We start from the raw sequence: 15382 nt of genomic DNA, 5'->3' as shown, positions 1-15382 counted from the left end.
TATTTTTGGTGTTATTGGGATTGGATTCATGCTGATTAATGTTTTCATTGGGGCACTTATTTTTGTAATTGCGGTGTTTATCTATCTATGGATGCGTTACTTTGGGAACGACACCACCGTTTCCTGCCGAGAAAAAGGGTTTACTGTCGCAATCGTCAATAAACGAAAAGGGATAACGGTCAATGACTACACCTGGGAAGAAGTTACTGAAACCCTCTATTACGAAAGAGAATCTCCCGGTGAGAATAATACCACTACATGTTATTTTCAGGTGAAAACAGACAAGGGTGTTGCTTTTAATGTTTATGAAATGAAGAATTTTTATGAATTGATCGAAATCTTCAATCAAAATACTACCCACTTGCCGTACTTCTGGGAAAAGCCAACAGGAATTCTTAAAACGCGTTATAAAAAACAAGCCCGAGCCATCTCTTAAGGAATTAATTGACTTAACATCACGTAAATAAAAAAGGCCTGTCTCAAAAAATTTGAGTTGGCCTTTTTTTATGGCAGCTACTAGAAAGTGAAGAAGTATTTCGGGAACCCTCCACTTTTTTAGCCATTTTATAATTCCACCCACATCCCTCATTTCTGCTTTATTCTTGGACGAATGAACATCCCCTCCAATCCGTAAAGATGTAAATGCATAACAAGCGGCTCCGAGCTTACTTGTTATTATCCCATTTGTTTCGATTCCTGAATTTATCCATCTAGTCCGGGTGCAGAAAAGTCCACCTCCTTGTTACATGGAACACTACATTGGGAATGCGCTTGTTTCTTGCATTTCCTTACACTCTTATTATTTCCATGATATTTCCATTATTTCGCCATATATGTTACAGTCCTGTGAATATTAAAAGGTGTAAAAAGCTTACACCTCTATATCATGAATACAAACAATTTTAAAAAATTAGGGAATAGAATGAATGTATGCTATACTTTGTTTACCATTTACTTTACATTTTCACAACTTGCCCTACTCAACTGCAGAGTAGGGTTTTTTCATCTTTATTATTAGGCACAAAAAATTATGTACAAAAAAAGACTCTCAAAAGAGAGTCTTTTATATTTTGGTTCTTATTATGCTTTACGAACGTTAGTAGCTTGGGGTCCACGTTGACCTTGTTCTACTTCAAAAGTTACAGCTTGACCTTCGTCTAAAGATTTGAAACCTTCGCTTTGGATAGCTGAGAAGTGTACGAATACATCGTCTCCTGCTTCGCGTTCGATGAATCCGAATCCTTTTTCTGCATTAAACCATTTCACTTTACCTTGTTCCATTTGTTGTTTCCTCCTCGTGTGCTGTGCACACATTGTGTTACTATCCTTGCTCAGTTCTTCAAGACAGAAAGTTTAGCACTTATTATCCTACCAACTAACAAAAATAATTCTTCTTTACTATAACAGATAATCCATACAATTGCAAATAGGTCTTATGAACGAAATCTTATAAGGCACTTTCTGTTTTGTCCTTTACTCGTAGTGCCGAGAAATTATGCACACTTGCAAATATTCCCGTAATTAAGATTGTTATCAAAACCGGCAGCAGCCAGCCGAGTCCATTTTTATAAAAAGGCAGCACTTGTTCATAAAATGAAACAATATGTGCCAACCAACCGAAATAATTCATTCCAAGCAGGTCGCAGAAGGTTTTAAATCCATCGACAATACTGATCAAAAAAGTGACAGAAATAGCAGCGACATATACTAATCGTGAATGGTTAAACAACTTCGACAAAAATGTCAACAGCATTAAAGCAACTGCCAAGGGATAAAGAAACATTAAAACTGGAATGGAATAATTAATGATATTTGATAAACCAAAGTTTGCGATTACAAACGAGACAAGAGAAAATAAAAGCACCCACATTTTGTAACTAACTCTAGGAACCAGTGTATGGAAGTATTCACCGCATGCTGTCATCAATCCGATACTCGTTGTAAGACAAGCAAGAAGGATAATAACCGACAACATAATCGTGCCAAACGTACCAAAATAATAGAAAGATGCCTTCCCAAGGACGGGACCTCCCGTATCAAAAAGTCCGAACACGCCAGTGCTCGTCGCCCCTAAGTACGCAACACCAACATAGATGATACCAAGAAAAATTGTTGCAATCAGCCCAGATTTAGCAGATGCCATTAGGATCCCGCGTGTAGAAGTTATCCCCATCGCACGAATCGAATTGATAACGATAATTCCAAATACAAGCGACGCAAGTGCATCCATCGTGTTATAGCCTTCCATAAAGCCTTTCATGAACGCCCCATTAGCATAAGCCTCTTGCGGCGCTTCAATCGAACCAAGTGGTTTGACAATTACCATCACTAATAATATAAAAATAAGTACAATGATTGCTGGAGAAAGAATTTTCCCGACGCGATCGACAAGTTTGGCCGGGTTTAATGAAAACCACAATGTCACAATAAAAAACAAAGCGGTGAAAACAATTAAACCAATTTGACCATAACCTTCACTAACAAACGGTGCGATACCGATATCATAGGCTACTGCGCCTGTCCTTGGTGCCGCAAAAAATGGTCCAATTGTTAAATATAGAAGCGATGTAAAGATAATCCCATAGAGCGGGTGTACCCTGCCAGCCAGCTCCTCTAAGTTTTTGCTGCCCGATAACCCCATCGCCAGGATCCCTAGGAATGGCAACCCTATTCCTGTAATTAAAAAGCCGGTTACTGCCATCCACACGTTGGATCCTGCATTTTGGCCAAGTGCTGCCGGAAAAATTAAATTCCCTGCCCCGAAAAATAGAGCGAACAGCATTACTCCTATAACGAAATACCTTGAAAATGGTAATTTATTCTGCATGTGAGTTACTCACTCCTATCTTGATTTGCTTTTTATTATTAAAATATTCAAATTATTTTTGATATATTCTGATAATAATAATACTATCCTATAGAAATAAATTCAACCTTTTTTTCGATTAGTTAGATAATTCCAAAAGGAAAAATAGGTATTTTCGTCCCATCTTACATAGTTTTTTTGCAGAACATCGTTAAATTAAATGTTTTTCATCTTCATTCAAAATACTTTTTCAGAAAAGTAAATTTCACAGAATGCGAGAAACCATCGACCGACTGAGATCATCATCTCGTGGGCTTTTCCTCAAAATCAAATCACCAAAAAGACCTTTGTCAGTTTCAACAAAGGCCTTTTGATATGAATGATCACTTCTCAAATACAAACTTTTGGATCATCTTTTGTCCATCATCATTTTCCTTATATAAAAATGAAACTTGTTCGCCTTCCTTCAATAATGGTAATTGCTTAATCGCATCCTCCGTTAGCTGGAAGGCTACCTTCTTTCCTTCCATATCGATTTCAATTGTATGAGGATCCATTTGGCCAACGAGCACACCCGTTCCTTTGCTATAAGCATTTTTAACAATCAAGTCGGTCACTACTTTAGCTTCTTCTTCTTTTGCTGTTAGGAATACCTCAATTTTATAGCGGCCATTGGGAAGAACTGAAATCGTAAATTCTTTTACGATTTCTTGATTACTTTCTAACTCTATTTCCTTCATCACTTGCGTTGACATGACTTCATCGGAAAATTGTTTTACTTTTTTTCCTTGTAAATCGTGGACAATATAATCCGCCTCTAAACCACTAGTAAATGTTAGTTTCTTCGTTTTGCCTGAAAGATTTTTAACCTTGTAATGGATAATCATTGAATTATTCTCAGCCTTTGTTTTAATCGTGGCATGAAAACTAGCCGCAATCTCGTTCTGTGGTGGAGAATCGTTCTTAGGGCCTTCAGCGGTACCCTTTGGAGCAGCGCCCGCACCACAGCCTGTTAAAAGGCCAAACACCAATGCCGAACTGATTATAGGTAACCATTTCTTGTTTCGCATTTCCATCCTCCCCTTTTCCAAAAGGAAATTAGTTGGTCTTAGCCATATAGTCGCCGAAAAGAGGAACTAAGTTACATGTTTTATATAATTAATTCCACTCGACTCTTTCTCACAAACACAAGTAGCCATAAATATAGAAAAATCCTATATTTATGGCTACTATACCTAATTCGCTTTTAATTTTTCTAATAAAGGAAAAAGCTCTTCCAAATGGGTAATCTCATAAGTAGGAATCACATCATTTCTGACTTTTTCATGACGATTAATCCAAACCGTTTTAATTCCTGCCCGATTCGCGCCGAGAATATCTGTCATCAGATTATCTCCTACCATTAGGACCTCATCCTTCTGCACCGACATAAGGCCAAGAGCATGTTCAAAAATGGTTGGATCAGGCTTCCCTCTGCCAAAATCGCCTGAAATAACAATTTGATTAAAATATGGAACAAGTTCCGGTGTGATGTCTAGTTTTGTTTTTTGAAGATCAGGTGAACCATTGGTTAACAGCAATAGCTGATAATCTTCTTTTAACCGATCAAGAATTTCAAACGATTCTTCATAGACAAATGGCAACTTCCTGCGCTCTTGTGGAAACTGTTCAGCCAGTTCCAATCCAAAATCTGCGTCATCCACACCCATTGCTTTCAAGCCAGCGGTCCAAGCATCTTTACGGTAAGCAGGAACCCTTTCTTTCATTTTCTTAAAATCATCCTGTTCATCTAAAAAATTACCCCATAGTCCCTCAAACGGATTAATCCCGATCATTTGTGTAAACGGGTAAAACTCATAGGAAGCGTAAAGGTTCCTAGCAGCTTCTCGAACGGCCTCTTCCAGCTGATCCGCATCCACCCCGTACCGCTTCTCGGCTATTTTACATGTGGCTGAAAAGGCTTCCTTCACACTCTTTTGGTCCCAAAGCAGTGTATCATCTAAATCAAAAAAAATTGCTTTAATCATCGTGAACTTCCCCTTGTATAAAAGATATTTTTACTAGTTTACCATTTTAAAAAGTGAAAATATACGATTCTGAATCTTTTATAAATTTTTCAGGGAAGGAACCAACAATACATGCGGTTTGAACCGCTTCCATTAGGATGACACAGTTAATATAATGTTTCTTAATGTAAAATCATGTAGTTCCGGGTCGACGGTTACATTATTCCCGACCACCATTAAATGGGCATTGGAATCATTTGAGACGATAATAACTCCATTCTTAACGATCGTCTGGCTTCCGATGACGGCATTTTCAATCCAGGCGTTTTCTCCAACGATGGTATTTGGTAAAATAACTGCGTTCTTAATTCGTGCCCCCTTTCCTATCTTCACCCCGTTAAACACAACAGAACTTTCAATCGTACCGTATATTTCGCAGCCTTCACTCAATAAACTGTGATGGACCTTTGCAGATTCATCCAAAAATAGCGGGGGCGCATTACTTTCGACGGTATGAATTCTCCATTCAGGATCCTTTAAGAAGATGTTACTATCCCTATTCAGAAGATCTAAATTGGCATTCCAATAACTACGGACGGTGCCAACATCCTTCCAATAGTTATTGAAGTAATAGGCATATAATTCCAATCCCGCCACTAGCATCGAAGGAATGATATCTTTGCCAAAGTCTCGATGTGTAAATTCCTTTTCCTCGTCTTGTAGCAAATAGTCCTTTAAAACATTCCATCTAAAAATATAAATTCCCATTGATGCTACATTCGTGGTTGGATGTTCTGGCTTTTCCTCAAAACCGATTATTTTATAGCTTTCCTCATCCATTTTTATCAAACCAAAGCGACTGGCATCTTCCCAAGGAACTTCAACGACAGCAATGGTACAATCCGCATTCGTTTCAATATGCTGCTCAAGCATTACAGAATAATCCATTTTATAGATTTGATCAGCTGAAAGAATGAGGACGTGCTCAGGCTTATGCTGTTCGATAAATTCAATATTTTGAAAGACAGCATGTGAAGTCCCTTCATACCATTCTACCCCGGAGCTATTGCGCTGAAAGGGCGGCAAAATGGTTAAGCCCCCATAACGATTATATAAGTTCCAATAGCTGCATGACCCGAGGTGTGAGTGCAATACATAGGGTCTATATTGCGTTAAGATTCCCACAGTCTCAATTCCGGAATTCTTACAGTTACTTAAGGCAAAATCAATGATCCGGTATTTCCCGCCAAATGGGACTGCGGGTTTAACTATCGATTTTGTAAGCAGATTTAATCTTGTTCCTCTTCCGCCAGCCAATAGCAATGCAATCCATTTTTGTTTTTTCATCGTTTCCCTCCTCGTAAAATTAGTCATTCGAATGTGATGGTCATTGCCGCTTCCTATACTCTTATTATCTCCGTTTTCTTCCATTTTTTCGGTGAACCTGTTACGGCTTTGTGAATAAAAGCAACTTTTCTATCGACATAAAAAGTAGGCAGATTCTAGAATTGACAACATTTGTCGCAAGACCTTTTTGGCATTTTCTAATCAAAAAAAACCTGCCATTTTTCGACGAAGACACTCGTCGTTAAAATGGCAGGTTTTTAATAGGTTATATCTCATTTAAAATTCGTTTTTCCCCATCAATCGCTTTAATTGGATTTATATCTTGCGTGAATTCTAGAGTTCCGATGTACTTCCCGTCCTCATCGCGAACCGCAAAATAGCGGATGTATACGTACTTATCCTTGAACTTTATCCAGAAATCTTCACTCTCTTTTTTGCCCGCCTTAAAATCTGCCAGCAATTCTTCTACCACATGCACACTTCTTGGCGGATGACAGTTTTGGACGGTACGGCCAATGATCGCTTTCGTCCGCGCAAAAATCCTATCTTTTCCATGGGAGAAATAGCGAACTACATCATCCTGGTCAATGAAGGTGATATCGACCGGTAAATGGTTTAGTAGCAGTTCAAGCTGTTTTAGGGAAAGAATACCGGTTTCCATCTTAATATAGCCTTCGGAAATGGCCTTTTCTTCTAATACTTTCCTTTCAGGCTTCCATTCTACAGCTGGAGCGATAAGACAAAAACCTATTTCGTCACTTTCATGGGCAATTTTCACCCATTCATCTTCAGTTAAATTCTTCAAAGCCATTGGGAAGAGAATGTTTTCTTCTTTATAGATCATCCCGGCTACTTCTTGAATGACATAATTAAGCACCCCGACGACCGCCTTTTTGTCGCCGTGATAATCGGTTAGTTTTTGTCTGCCATCCTTAATGGCATCTCGGATGAAATCATCGATGCGCCACATATTTGTTGTTGGGCCGTAAATCCCGTATTTTTCTAAATAGGGAAAAATCAAGTTTTCTTTGCGGCTATAGTGCTTGTCAATATCAAGCAAAAGATTGATATCTTCGATTAATTTATAGATATTTTCTGTTGAATCTTCCTTGACAAACTCCGCTAAGTGCACTTGAAGACTGGATGTTAACAATTTATCTAGTTCTTGATTTTCGAGCATAAAAGTATGAACTGGATGTCCCGGCTGATCTTCAGGTCTTCCGTTTTGATGGGTTTCTTCTTTAATTGTTCCTTGAAAAATAACTGAATGCTGCTTGTAGATTCGCTGGAGTTCGTCGGCAGTTATACTTCCCTCTTCTACAAAATCATGCTGCAGCTGCGTAATTTCATCGACAGTTATTTTCCCGATAAACGCGTCAAAATGCGCTTTTACTTCATCCAAGTTTCTTCCATTATGAAGATCAACAAATAGTTGTTTTAATATGCTTAAGCGTTCTGTATTTTCACTAATTAGTTGTTCACGGTTATTAATAAATTCACTCATATTAGGATTCTCCTTCACTGTTGCAAAATACTTTTGATATTTATTCTCATTAATAACTTAACACTTCCAAAAATGTTTGTTTGTGATTAACATCATTAGTATCAAGGTAATTGTGAAAACTTTATGGACGATAATTCATCTCTATAACACAAAATGAACAGGGAGTTGAACCTACCCTGTTCTGCGCTGACCGACCGATTTATTGTTTTCATCATGAAATTTCTTTTGAATCAATATCAAGCCGTCTTTCTAATTTTCTTAGTAGATATGAAAATAAAAGAACGAGAGCTAGGTAGTAGATTCCAACCACCATATAGGTTTCTAATTGACGATAGTTCGAGGCCGCTTCACTTAAACCAGATCCCCATAAATCAGCCATCCCCACATACGCTACTAAGGAAGAATCCTTTAACCCAATAATAAATTGATTGCCTAATGGTGGAATAGAAAATTTGAACGCCTGTGGTAATATTATTCGCCTCATGGCAAGTGGATAGGTCATTCCAAGTGACCGCGCTGCCTCCATTTGCCCTTTGTCTATGGATTGAATGGAGCCGCGGAAGATCTCAGCAATATAGGCACCGTTATGGATGGCCAAAGCTAAAGCTCCTGCCCAGAACTGCGAAAAGGTAACAACGGAAGCAATTCCAAAATAAAGGATAGCGATTTGCACAATCAAAGGTGTACCACGTATTAATTCAATATATATAGCTGCAAGTTTATTAAGCCATTTATTTGTAGAAATCCTAAAAAAGGCCACAACGAGCCCGATAAGAGATCCAATAATAAGTGACGTAATTGTTAACCTCAAGGTAAGAAGCGCCGCGGAAATAAATATTTCGTAGGTGTCCAGGAAGATTTGAACGATGATTAACACCCTCTCTACTATTTAGTCAAAAGGGTGCCTGACACCCTTATAAAACTCCTAGTCTCCTAAAATACTTCGGCCAAACCATTTTTCACTAATTTTGTCATAGGTTCCATCCTTGATAATTTCAGCTAGGGCCTTATTTAACTTATCGAGCAATTGTTTATCTTCTTTTCTGACAGCAATCGCCTGGTCATCATGTGAAAGCGGCTCGCCAACATCCTTAATCTTTATTGCTCCGTCCTTAATAATCGGAAGCCCAACCATTTGATCCGTAATAACAGCATCTAACCTTCCTGTTGGAAGATCCATAAGGGCCGTAATATCACTATCATATTCAACCACATTTTCCTTATCCGTGTTTTGCAGTGCCAGTTCCTTGTAAGTGCTAGCCTTGACAACCCCGATTTTCTTCCCTTTTAGGTCCGCAACAGATTTAATCGATTGATTATCTTTTGAAACAAATATCTGCGCACCTGAACGGTAATACGTATCGGTAAAATTCACCGATTTTTTGCGTTCATCTGTCACCGTCATACTTGCTAAAATGGCATCAAATTTCTTTGCCTGCAAGCCTTGAATAAGTGTTTCCCAAGGGTTTGTAACCGCCACTGGCTTCATTCCCATTTTTTTCGCCAGTGCTTCTCCAATTTCCACATCGAAGCCAGCTAGCTTCCCATTCTCTTTATAATTAAACGGCTTATATAACCCGCTCATCGCATAGGTGAATTCTTTCTTGCCACTTCCATTGCTTTTTTCTGAATTGCCACAAGCTGTCAACATGATAGAAACGAAGAACAGTGATACGAACAGTCCTGCAAGCCAACCTTTTTTCATAGTAACCCTCCATATTTTTAAAGAATGCTGTTTAAAAATTGTTTTGCTTTGTTATTTTGCGGATTCACAAAGAATTCGTTTGGCGGTGCCTCTTCTAGGATCTTTCCATCCCCCATAAAAACCACCCGATCTGCTACTTCCCTAGCAAAGCCCATTTCATGTGTGACCACAACCATCGTCATTCCTTCTTGTGCCAGTTGTTTCATAACCTGAAGAACTTCTCCCACAAGTTCTGGATCAAGCGCAGATGTCGGCTCATCAAACAACATGATTCTGGGTTCCATCGCAAGCGCACGAGCAATTGCTACTCGCTGTTTTTGACCACCTGAAAGATTTTTTGGATAAGCGCAGGCTTTGTCACTTAATCCTACTTTTTCGAGTAAAGCAATGGCTTTCCGCTTGGCCAGTGCCTTGTCCATCTTTTTTACGTAAAAAGGGGCTTCCATTACATTCTCGAGTACATTCATATGAGGAAAAAGGTTGAATTGTTGAAAAACCATCCCGACCTCTTCACGAACCTTGTTAAGATTGGTAGACGTCGGAGTAATCGTTTTCCCTATTAACCTTATTTCCCCCTGATCGAACATCTCTAGAAAATTAACACAGCGGAGAAGCGTACTTTTTCCGGAACCACTTGCACCAATAATGACCACTACCTCTTTTTCTGCAACTGAAAGATCGATGCCATTTAATACAATGTTTGAACCGAAAGACTTAACAAGGTTACTAACCTGAATCATGTCACCCTCCTTTTTGTGGCTAGATTGTTATTTCCAAAAAGTTAAATAAGAACCTGCTGATAGTTAATCCTATTAAATGAGAAATGAATATATTCGTTCATCGAGGTTATTATTGAAAAAAGGTAGAAAACATAATGTAATGTCTACCTTTTTTGCAAGAAAAACTACCAATGAATTCTTACTCGCCTTAGACTCTGTCACAATTTTGACAACATCTTTAATTCATGATATATTTATCTCGAATTAAAGATAAATAGTTTGAAGATAATATTTCAAAATAAATTAGAAAATACTTATAAAATAAGCCTTTTTAATATAAGTTTTCAATAAAGGCAATTGGAGGATACACAATGAATGGATTAAAAGGTATGCACCACGTAACAGCCATTACGAGCAGTGCTGAAAAAAACTACGAATTTTTCACGGAGATATTAGGGATGCGCTTAGTTAAGAAAACCGTTAACCAAGACGATATTCAAACGTATCATTTATTTTTTGCCGATGATGTTGGCAGCGCTGGGACCGATATGACATTTTTCGATTTTCCTGGCATCCCTAAAGGGGTTCATGGTACCAATGAAATTTCAAAGACTTCCTTCCGTGTCCCAATTGATGCGGCGATTGAATATTGGTTGAAACGCTTTGATCGTTTAGATGTTAAGCATACAGGTATTAAAGAACAATTCGGAAAAAAGACCTTGTCGTTTGTTGATTTTGATGACCAGCAATACCAATTGATTTCTGATGAAAATAATCAAGGGGTGGCAGCAGGTACTCCGTGGCAAAAAGGACCGGTTCCATTAGAATATGCGATTACGGGACTAGGACCTATCTTTGTTCGTATCGCTAATTTTGATTACTTTAAAGAAATGATGGAAAAAGTTCTTCTATTTAAAGAGATTGCACAAGAAGGAGCGTTTCATTTGTTTGAGGTGGGTGAAGGAGGTAATGGCGCTCAGGTAGTCGCCGAATATAATGCGGTTCTCCCTCAAGCACGACAAGGCTATGGCACGGTCCACCATGCAGCCTTCCGTGTCGACGATCGTTCTGTTTTAGAAGAATGGATTGGACATATGGAAAGCTTCGGATTCCAAACATCAGGCTTCGTCGATCGCTACTTTTTCGGATCACTTTATACAAGAGTTGCACCGCAAATTCTATTTGAGTTTGCTACAGACGGCCCTGGATTTATGGGAGATGAGCCTTACGAAACACTAGGAGAAAAATTATCATTACCGCCGTTCTTAGAACCAAAACGGGAACAAATCGAGAAATTAGTTCGTCCGATTGATACCGTAAGAAGTACAAAAGAATTTATCAAAGAATAAGCTTTGACTTAAATAAATTTTGTAAAAAGAGCGTAGCCATTCGGCCACGCTCTTTGTTCATTTTAACAAGAAAACTTTCTATTCCTTTAAATAAGTATGTTGTTAAGAACAGGTTGCATATTAGTCTTGGCAATTGCATATCGTTTTAAGACGGGAAAAGGAGTGATCTTATATGCTTAGTATCGAAGCAAGCAAGAAAATAGAGAGTATAGCTAATCCTAAGGTCCAAAACATTGTAAGAATATGTGTGGAACAAGGATGCGTGTTCAAACCCCATTCAAGTAACCCTAAATTAGTGAATTTATTTGACCCTGTACTACGGAAAAACATCATTGGAGACATTAATCTATTAAGCGAAAGAGGATATTTCACCCTGGAAGTCGAAAATGGACGCTTCAAAACTTTTAGAAATGAAATTATGGGATTGGATATAGATCGTGCAGATTTTGAAGATAAGGTATTAAGAAGATTAAAGCGGTAGTTTTCGATATTTCGGGAGTGGAAAGGGCGATGATTCTTTGAATTCATTGCCTTTTTTTGTGACCGGTCTTCCACGGGCACTGTAATACCTAGAACTATATTTCATACTTACTTCTCTGTTTACAGCACGATATACAACTGACTATAAAACAATAAATCTTTTTCTTCGCATAAAAAAACAACCTTTTCAGGTTGTCTTTTAACTGTGCCTGGCAACGTCCTACTCTCACAGGGACGCGTGTCCCAACTACCATCGGCGCTGAGAAGCTTAACTTCCGTGTTCGGTATGGGAACGGGTGTGACCTTCTCGCCATTGCTGCCAGACTATTTACTTGAGAGATCGTTCTCTCAAAACTAGATAATGCAGAAGAAGTTTGTAAAAACGAGTTCGCTTTTAAAATTGGTTAAGTCCTCGAACGATTAGTATCAGTCAGCTCCACATGTTACCACGCTTCCACCTCTGACCTATCAACCTGATCATCTTTCAGGGTTCTTACTAGCTTAGAGCTATGGGAAATCTCATCTTGAGGGGGGCTTCATGCTTAGATGCTTTCAGCACTTATCCCGTCCGCACATAGCTACCCAGCGATGCCCTTGGCAGAACAACTGGTACACCAGCGGTGCGTCCATCCCGGTCCTCTCGTACTAAGGACAGCTCCTCTCAAATTTCCTGCGCCCACGACGGATAGGGACCGAACTGTCTCACGACGTTCTGAACCCAGCTCGCGTACCGCTTTAATGGGCGAACAGCCCAACCCTTGGGACCGACTACAGCCCCAGGATGCGATGAGCCGACATCGAGGTGCCAAACCTCCCCGTCGATGTGGACTCTTGGGGGAGATAAGCCTGTTATCCCCGGGGTAGCTTTTATCCGTTGAGCGATGGCCCTTCCATGCGGAACCACCGGATCACTAAGCCCGACTTTCGTCCCTGCTCGACTTGTAGGTCTCGCAGTCAAGCTCCCTTGTGCCTTTACACTCTGCGAATGATTTCCAACCATTCTGAGGGAACCTTTGGGCGCCTCCGTTACTCTTTAGGAGGCGACCGCCCCAGTCAAACTGCCCACCTGACACTGTCTCCCACCCCGATTAGGGGTGCGGGTTAGAATTTCAATACAGCCAGGGTAGTATCCCACCGACGCCTCCACCGAAGCTAGCGCTCCGGCTTCTCAGGCTCCTACCTATCCTGTACAAGCTGTACCAAAATTCAATATCAGGCTACAGTAAAGCTCCACGGGGTCTTTCCGTCCTGTCGCGGGTAACCTGCATCTTCACAGGTACTATAATTTCACCGAGTCTCTCGTTGAGACAGTGCCCAGATCGTTACGCCTTTCGTGCGGGTCGGAACTTACCCGACAAGGAATTTCGCTACCTTAGGACCGTTATAGTTACGGCCGCCGTTTACTGGGGCTTCGATTCAGAGCTTCGCTTGCGCTAACCCCTCCTCTTAACCTTCCAGCACCGGGCAGGCGTCAGCCCCTATACTTCGCCTTGCGGCTTCGCAGAGACCTGTGTTTTTGCTAAACAGTCGCCTGGGCCTATTCACTGCGGCTCTTCGAGGCTATTCACCTCAAAAAGCACCCCTTCTCCCGAAGTTACGGGGTCATTTTGCCGAGTTCCTTAACGAGAGTTCTCTCGCTCACCTTAGGATTCTCTCCTCGCCTACCTGTGTCGGTTTGCGGTACGGGCACCATTTATCTCGCTAGAGGCTTTTCTTGGCAGTGTGGAATCAGGAACTTCGGTACTAAATTTCCCTCGCTATCACAGCTCAGCCTTATGTGAGAAGCGGATTTGCCTACTTCTCAGCCTAACTGCTTAGACGCGCATATCCAACAGCGCGCTTACCCTATCCTCCTGCGTCCCCCCATTGCTCAAACGATAAAGAGGTGGTACAGGAATATCAACCTGTTGTCCATCGCCTACGCCTTTCGGCCTCGGCTTAGGTCCCGACTAACCCTGAGCGGACGAGCCTTCCTCAGGAAACCTTAGGCATTCGGTGGATGAGATTCTCACTCATCTTTCGCTACTCATACCGGCATTCTCACTTCTAAGCGCTCCACCAGTCCTTACGGTCTAGCTTCAACGCCCTTAGAACGCTCTCCTACCACTGACATCTAAGATGTCAATCCACAGCTTCGGTGATACGTTTAGCCCCGGTACATTTTCGGCGCAGAGTCATTCGACCAGTGAGCTATTACGCACTCTTTAAATGGTGGCTGCTTCTAAGCCAACATCCTGGTTGTCTAAACAACTCCACATCCTTTTCCACTTAACGTATACTTTGGGACCTTAGCTGGTGGTCTGGGCTGTTTCCCTTTTGACTACGGATCTTATCACTCGCAGTCTGACTCCCACGGATAAGTCTTTGGCATTCGGAGTTTGTCTGAATTCGGTAACCCGATGAGGGCCCCTAGTCCAAACAGTGCTCTACCTCCAAGACTCTTACTACGTGAGGCTAGCCCTAAAGCTATTTCGGAGAGAACCAGCTATCTCCAAGTTCGATTGGAATTTCTCCGCTACCCACACCTCATCCCCGCACTTTTCAACGTGCGTGGGTTCGGGCCTCCATCCAGTGTTACCTGGACTTCACCCTGGACATGGGTAGATCACCTGGTTTCGGGTCTACGACCACATACTCATACGCCCTATTCAGACTCGCTTTCGCTGCGGCTCCGTCTTTTCAACTTAACCTTGCATGGGATCGTAACTCGCCGGTTCATTCTACAAAAGGCACGCTATTACCCATTAACGGGCTCTAACTACTTGTAGGCACACGGTTTCAGGAACTATTTCACTCCCCTTCCGGGGTGCTTTTCACCTTTCCCTCACGGTACTGGTTCACTATCGGTCACTAGGGAGTATTTAGCCTTGGGAGATGGTCCTCCCTGCTTCCGACCGGATTTCTCGTGTCCGGCCGTACTCAGGATCCACTCAGGAGGGAACGAAGTTTCAACTACAGGGTTTTTACCTTCTATGACGGACCTTTCCAGGCCGCTTCATCTACCCCGTTCCTTTGTAACTCCATGTTGAGTGTCCTACAACCCCAAGAGGCAAGCCTCTTGGTTTGGGCTATGTCCCGTTTCGCTCGCCGCTACTCAGGGAATCGCGTTTGCTTTCTCTTCCTCCGGGTACTTAGATGTTTCAGTTCCCCGGGTATGCCTTCCATACCCTATGTATTCAGGTAAAGATACTGTTCCATTACGAACAGTGGGTTCCCCCATTCGGAAATCTCCGGATCAAAGCTTACTTACAGCTCCCCGAAGCATATCGGTGTTAGTCCCGTCCTTCATCGGCTCCTAGTGCCAAGGCATTCACCGTGCGCCCTTTCTAACTTAACCTAAAAGGTTTATAACTCTTACTTACATAAGAGAGAAAATCTAAAATGGCGATTACTCGATGTTTACTTTGCTTCTTCTTACGATTATCTAGTTTTCAAAGAACGATTAAAAAAAGCTTTGAGAGATTGT

12 protein-coding genes and 2 rRNA genes are annotated in these 15382 nt (G+C 41.1%); 3 read left to right on the top strand and 11 right to left on the bottom strand.

What is annotated here, in order from left to right:
* Positions 1–28: 28 nt before the first annotated feature.
* On the top strand, positions 29–436 hold the full coding sequence (locus RCG22_RS00275; protein ID WP_308105198.1) for a hypothetical protein: 408 nt from the start codon (positions 29–31) through the stop codon (positions 434–436).
* Between the two features lie 644 nt (positions 437–1080).
* Here RCG22_RS00275 and RCG22_RS00270 read toward each other — a convergent pair.
* From RCG22_RS00270 to RCG22_RS00230, 9 genes are all read right to left on the bottom strand, one after another.
* Positions 1081–1281, bottom strand: a complete 201-nt coding sequence (locus RCG22_RS00270; RefSeq protein ID WP_007083691.1) for a cold-shock protein — start codon at positions 1279–1281, stop codon at positions 1081–1083.
* 166 nt (positions 1282–1447) lie between these two features.
* Positions 1448–2827: a branched-chain amino acid transport system II carrier protein gene (brnQ, locus tag RCG22_RS00265; RefSeq protein WP_308105197.1), complete on the bottom strand. Its 1380-nt coding sequence runs from the start codon at positions 2825–2827 to the stop codon at positions 1448–1450.
* A 362-nt stretch (positions 2828–3189) separates the two neighbouring features.
* Positions 3190–3876 (bottom strand): BsuPI-related putative proteinase inhibitor, encoded by a 687-nt coding sequence (locus tag RCG22_RS00260; RefSeq protein WP_308105196.1) that lies wholly within the window; start codon positions 3874–3876, stop codon positions 3190–3192.
* 165 nt (positions 3877–4041) lie between these two features.
* Positions 4042–4833: an HAD family hydrolase gene (locus RCG22_RS00255; protein WP_308105195.1), complete on the bottom strand. Its 792-nt coding sequence runs from the start codon at positions 4831–4833 to the stop codon at positions 4042–4044.
* A gap of 132 nt (positions 4834–4965) precedes the next feature.
* Positions 4966–6159 carry a glucose-1-phosphate adenylyltransferase gene (locus RCG22_RS00250; RefSeq protein WP_308105194.1) on the bottom strand — a complete coding sequence of 398 codons (1194 nt, stop codon included), beginning with the start codon at positions 6157–6159 and terminating at the stop codon, positions 4966–4968.
* Positions 6160–6424: 265 nt separating this feature from the next.
* Positions 6425–7663 (bottom strand): DUF438 domain-containing protein, encoded by a 1239-nt coding sequence (locus tag RCG22_RS00245; protein ID WP_308105193.1) that lies wholly within the window; start codon positions 7661–7663, stop codon positions 6425–6427.
* Between the two features lie 211 nt (positions 7664–7874).
* Complete coding sequence (locus RCG22_RS00240; protein WP_374049411.1) at positions 7875–8540, bottom strand: amino acid ABC transporter permease; 666 nt, start codon at positions 8538–8540, stop codon at positions 7875–7877.
* Positions 8541–8588: 48 nt separating this feature from the next.
* Complete coding sequence (locus RCG22_RS00235) at positions 8589–9368, bottom strand: ABC transporter substrate-binding protein (protein WP_374049410.1); 780 nt, start codon at positions 9366–9368, stop codon at positions 8589–8591.
* Between the two features lie 17 nt (positions 9369–9385).
* Entirely contained in the window at positions 9386–10108 is a 723-nt protein-coding gene (locus RCG22_RS00230; RefSeq protein WP_308105192.1) for an amino acid ABC transporter ATP-binding protein, read from the bottom strand.
* A gap of 350 nt (positions 10109–10458) precedes the next feature.
* On the opposite strand from RCG22_RS00230, the gene RCG22_RS00225 reads away from it, so the two are divergent.
* Both RCG22_RS00225 and RCG22_RS00220 read left to right on the top strand, forming a co-directional pair.
* Entirely contained in the window at positions 10459–11436 is a 978-nt protein-coding gene (locus tag RCG22_RS00225; protein ID WP_308105191.1) for a ring-cleaving dioxygenase, read from the top strand.
* A 172-nt stretch (positions 11437–11608) separates the two neighbouring features.
* Entirely contained in the window at positions 11609–11917 is a 309-nt protein-coding gene (locus tag RCG22_RS00220) for a hypothetical protein (protein ID WP_098262192.1), read from the top strand.
* Between the two features lie 206 nt (positions 11918–12123).
* Here the strand turns inward: RCG22_RS00220 and rrf are convergent.
* Together rrf and RCG22_RS00210 are read right to left on the bottom strand one after the other, a co-directional pair.
* Positions 12124–12240 (bottom strand): 5S ribosomal RNA (gene rrf, locus RCG22_RS00215).
* A 76-nt stretch (positions 12241–12316) separates the two neighbouring features.
* Positions 12317–15253, bottom strand: a 23S ribosomal RNA gene (locus tag RCG22_RS00210).
* Positions 15254–15382 lie beyond the last annotated feature (129 nt).

The sequence above is a fragment of the Neobacillus nitrireducens genome (assembly GCF_030915405.1).
GTDB lineage: Bacteria > Bacillota > Bacilli > Bacillales > Cytobacillaceae > Neobacillus.
The sequence above is the reverse complement of the archived record's forward strand: the minus strand, read 5'-3'. Positions and strand labels throughout refer to the sequence as shown.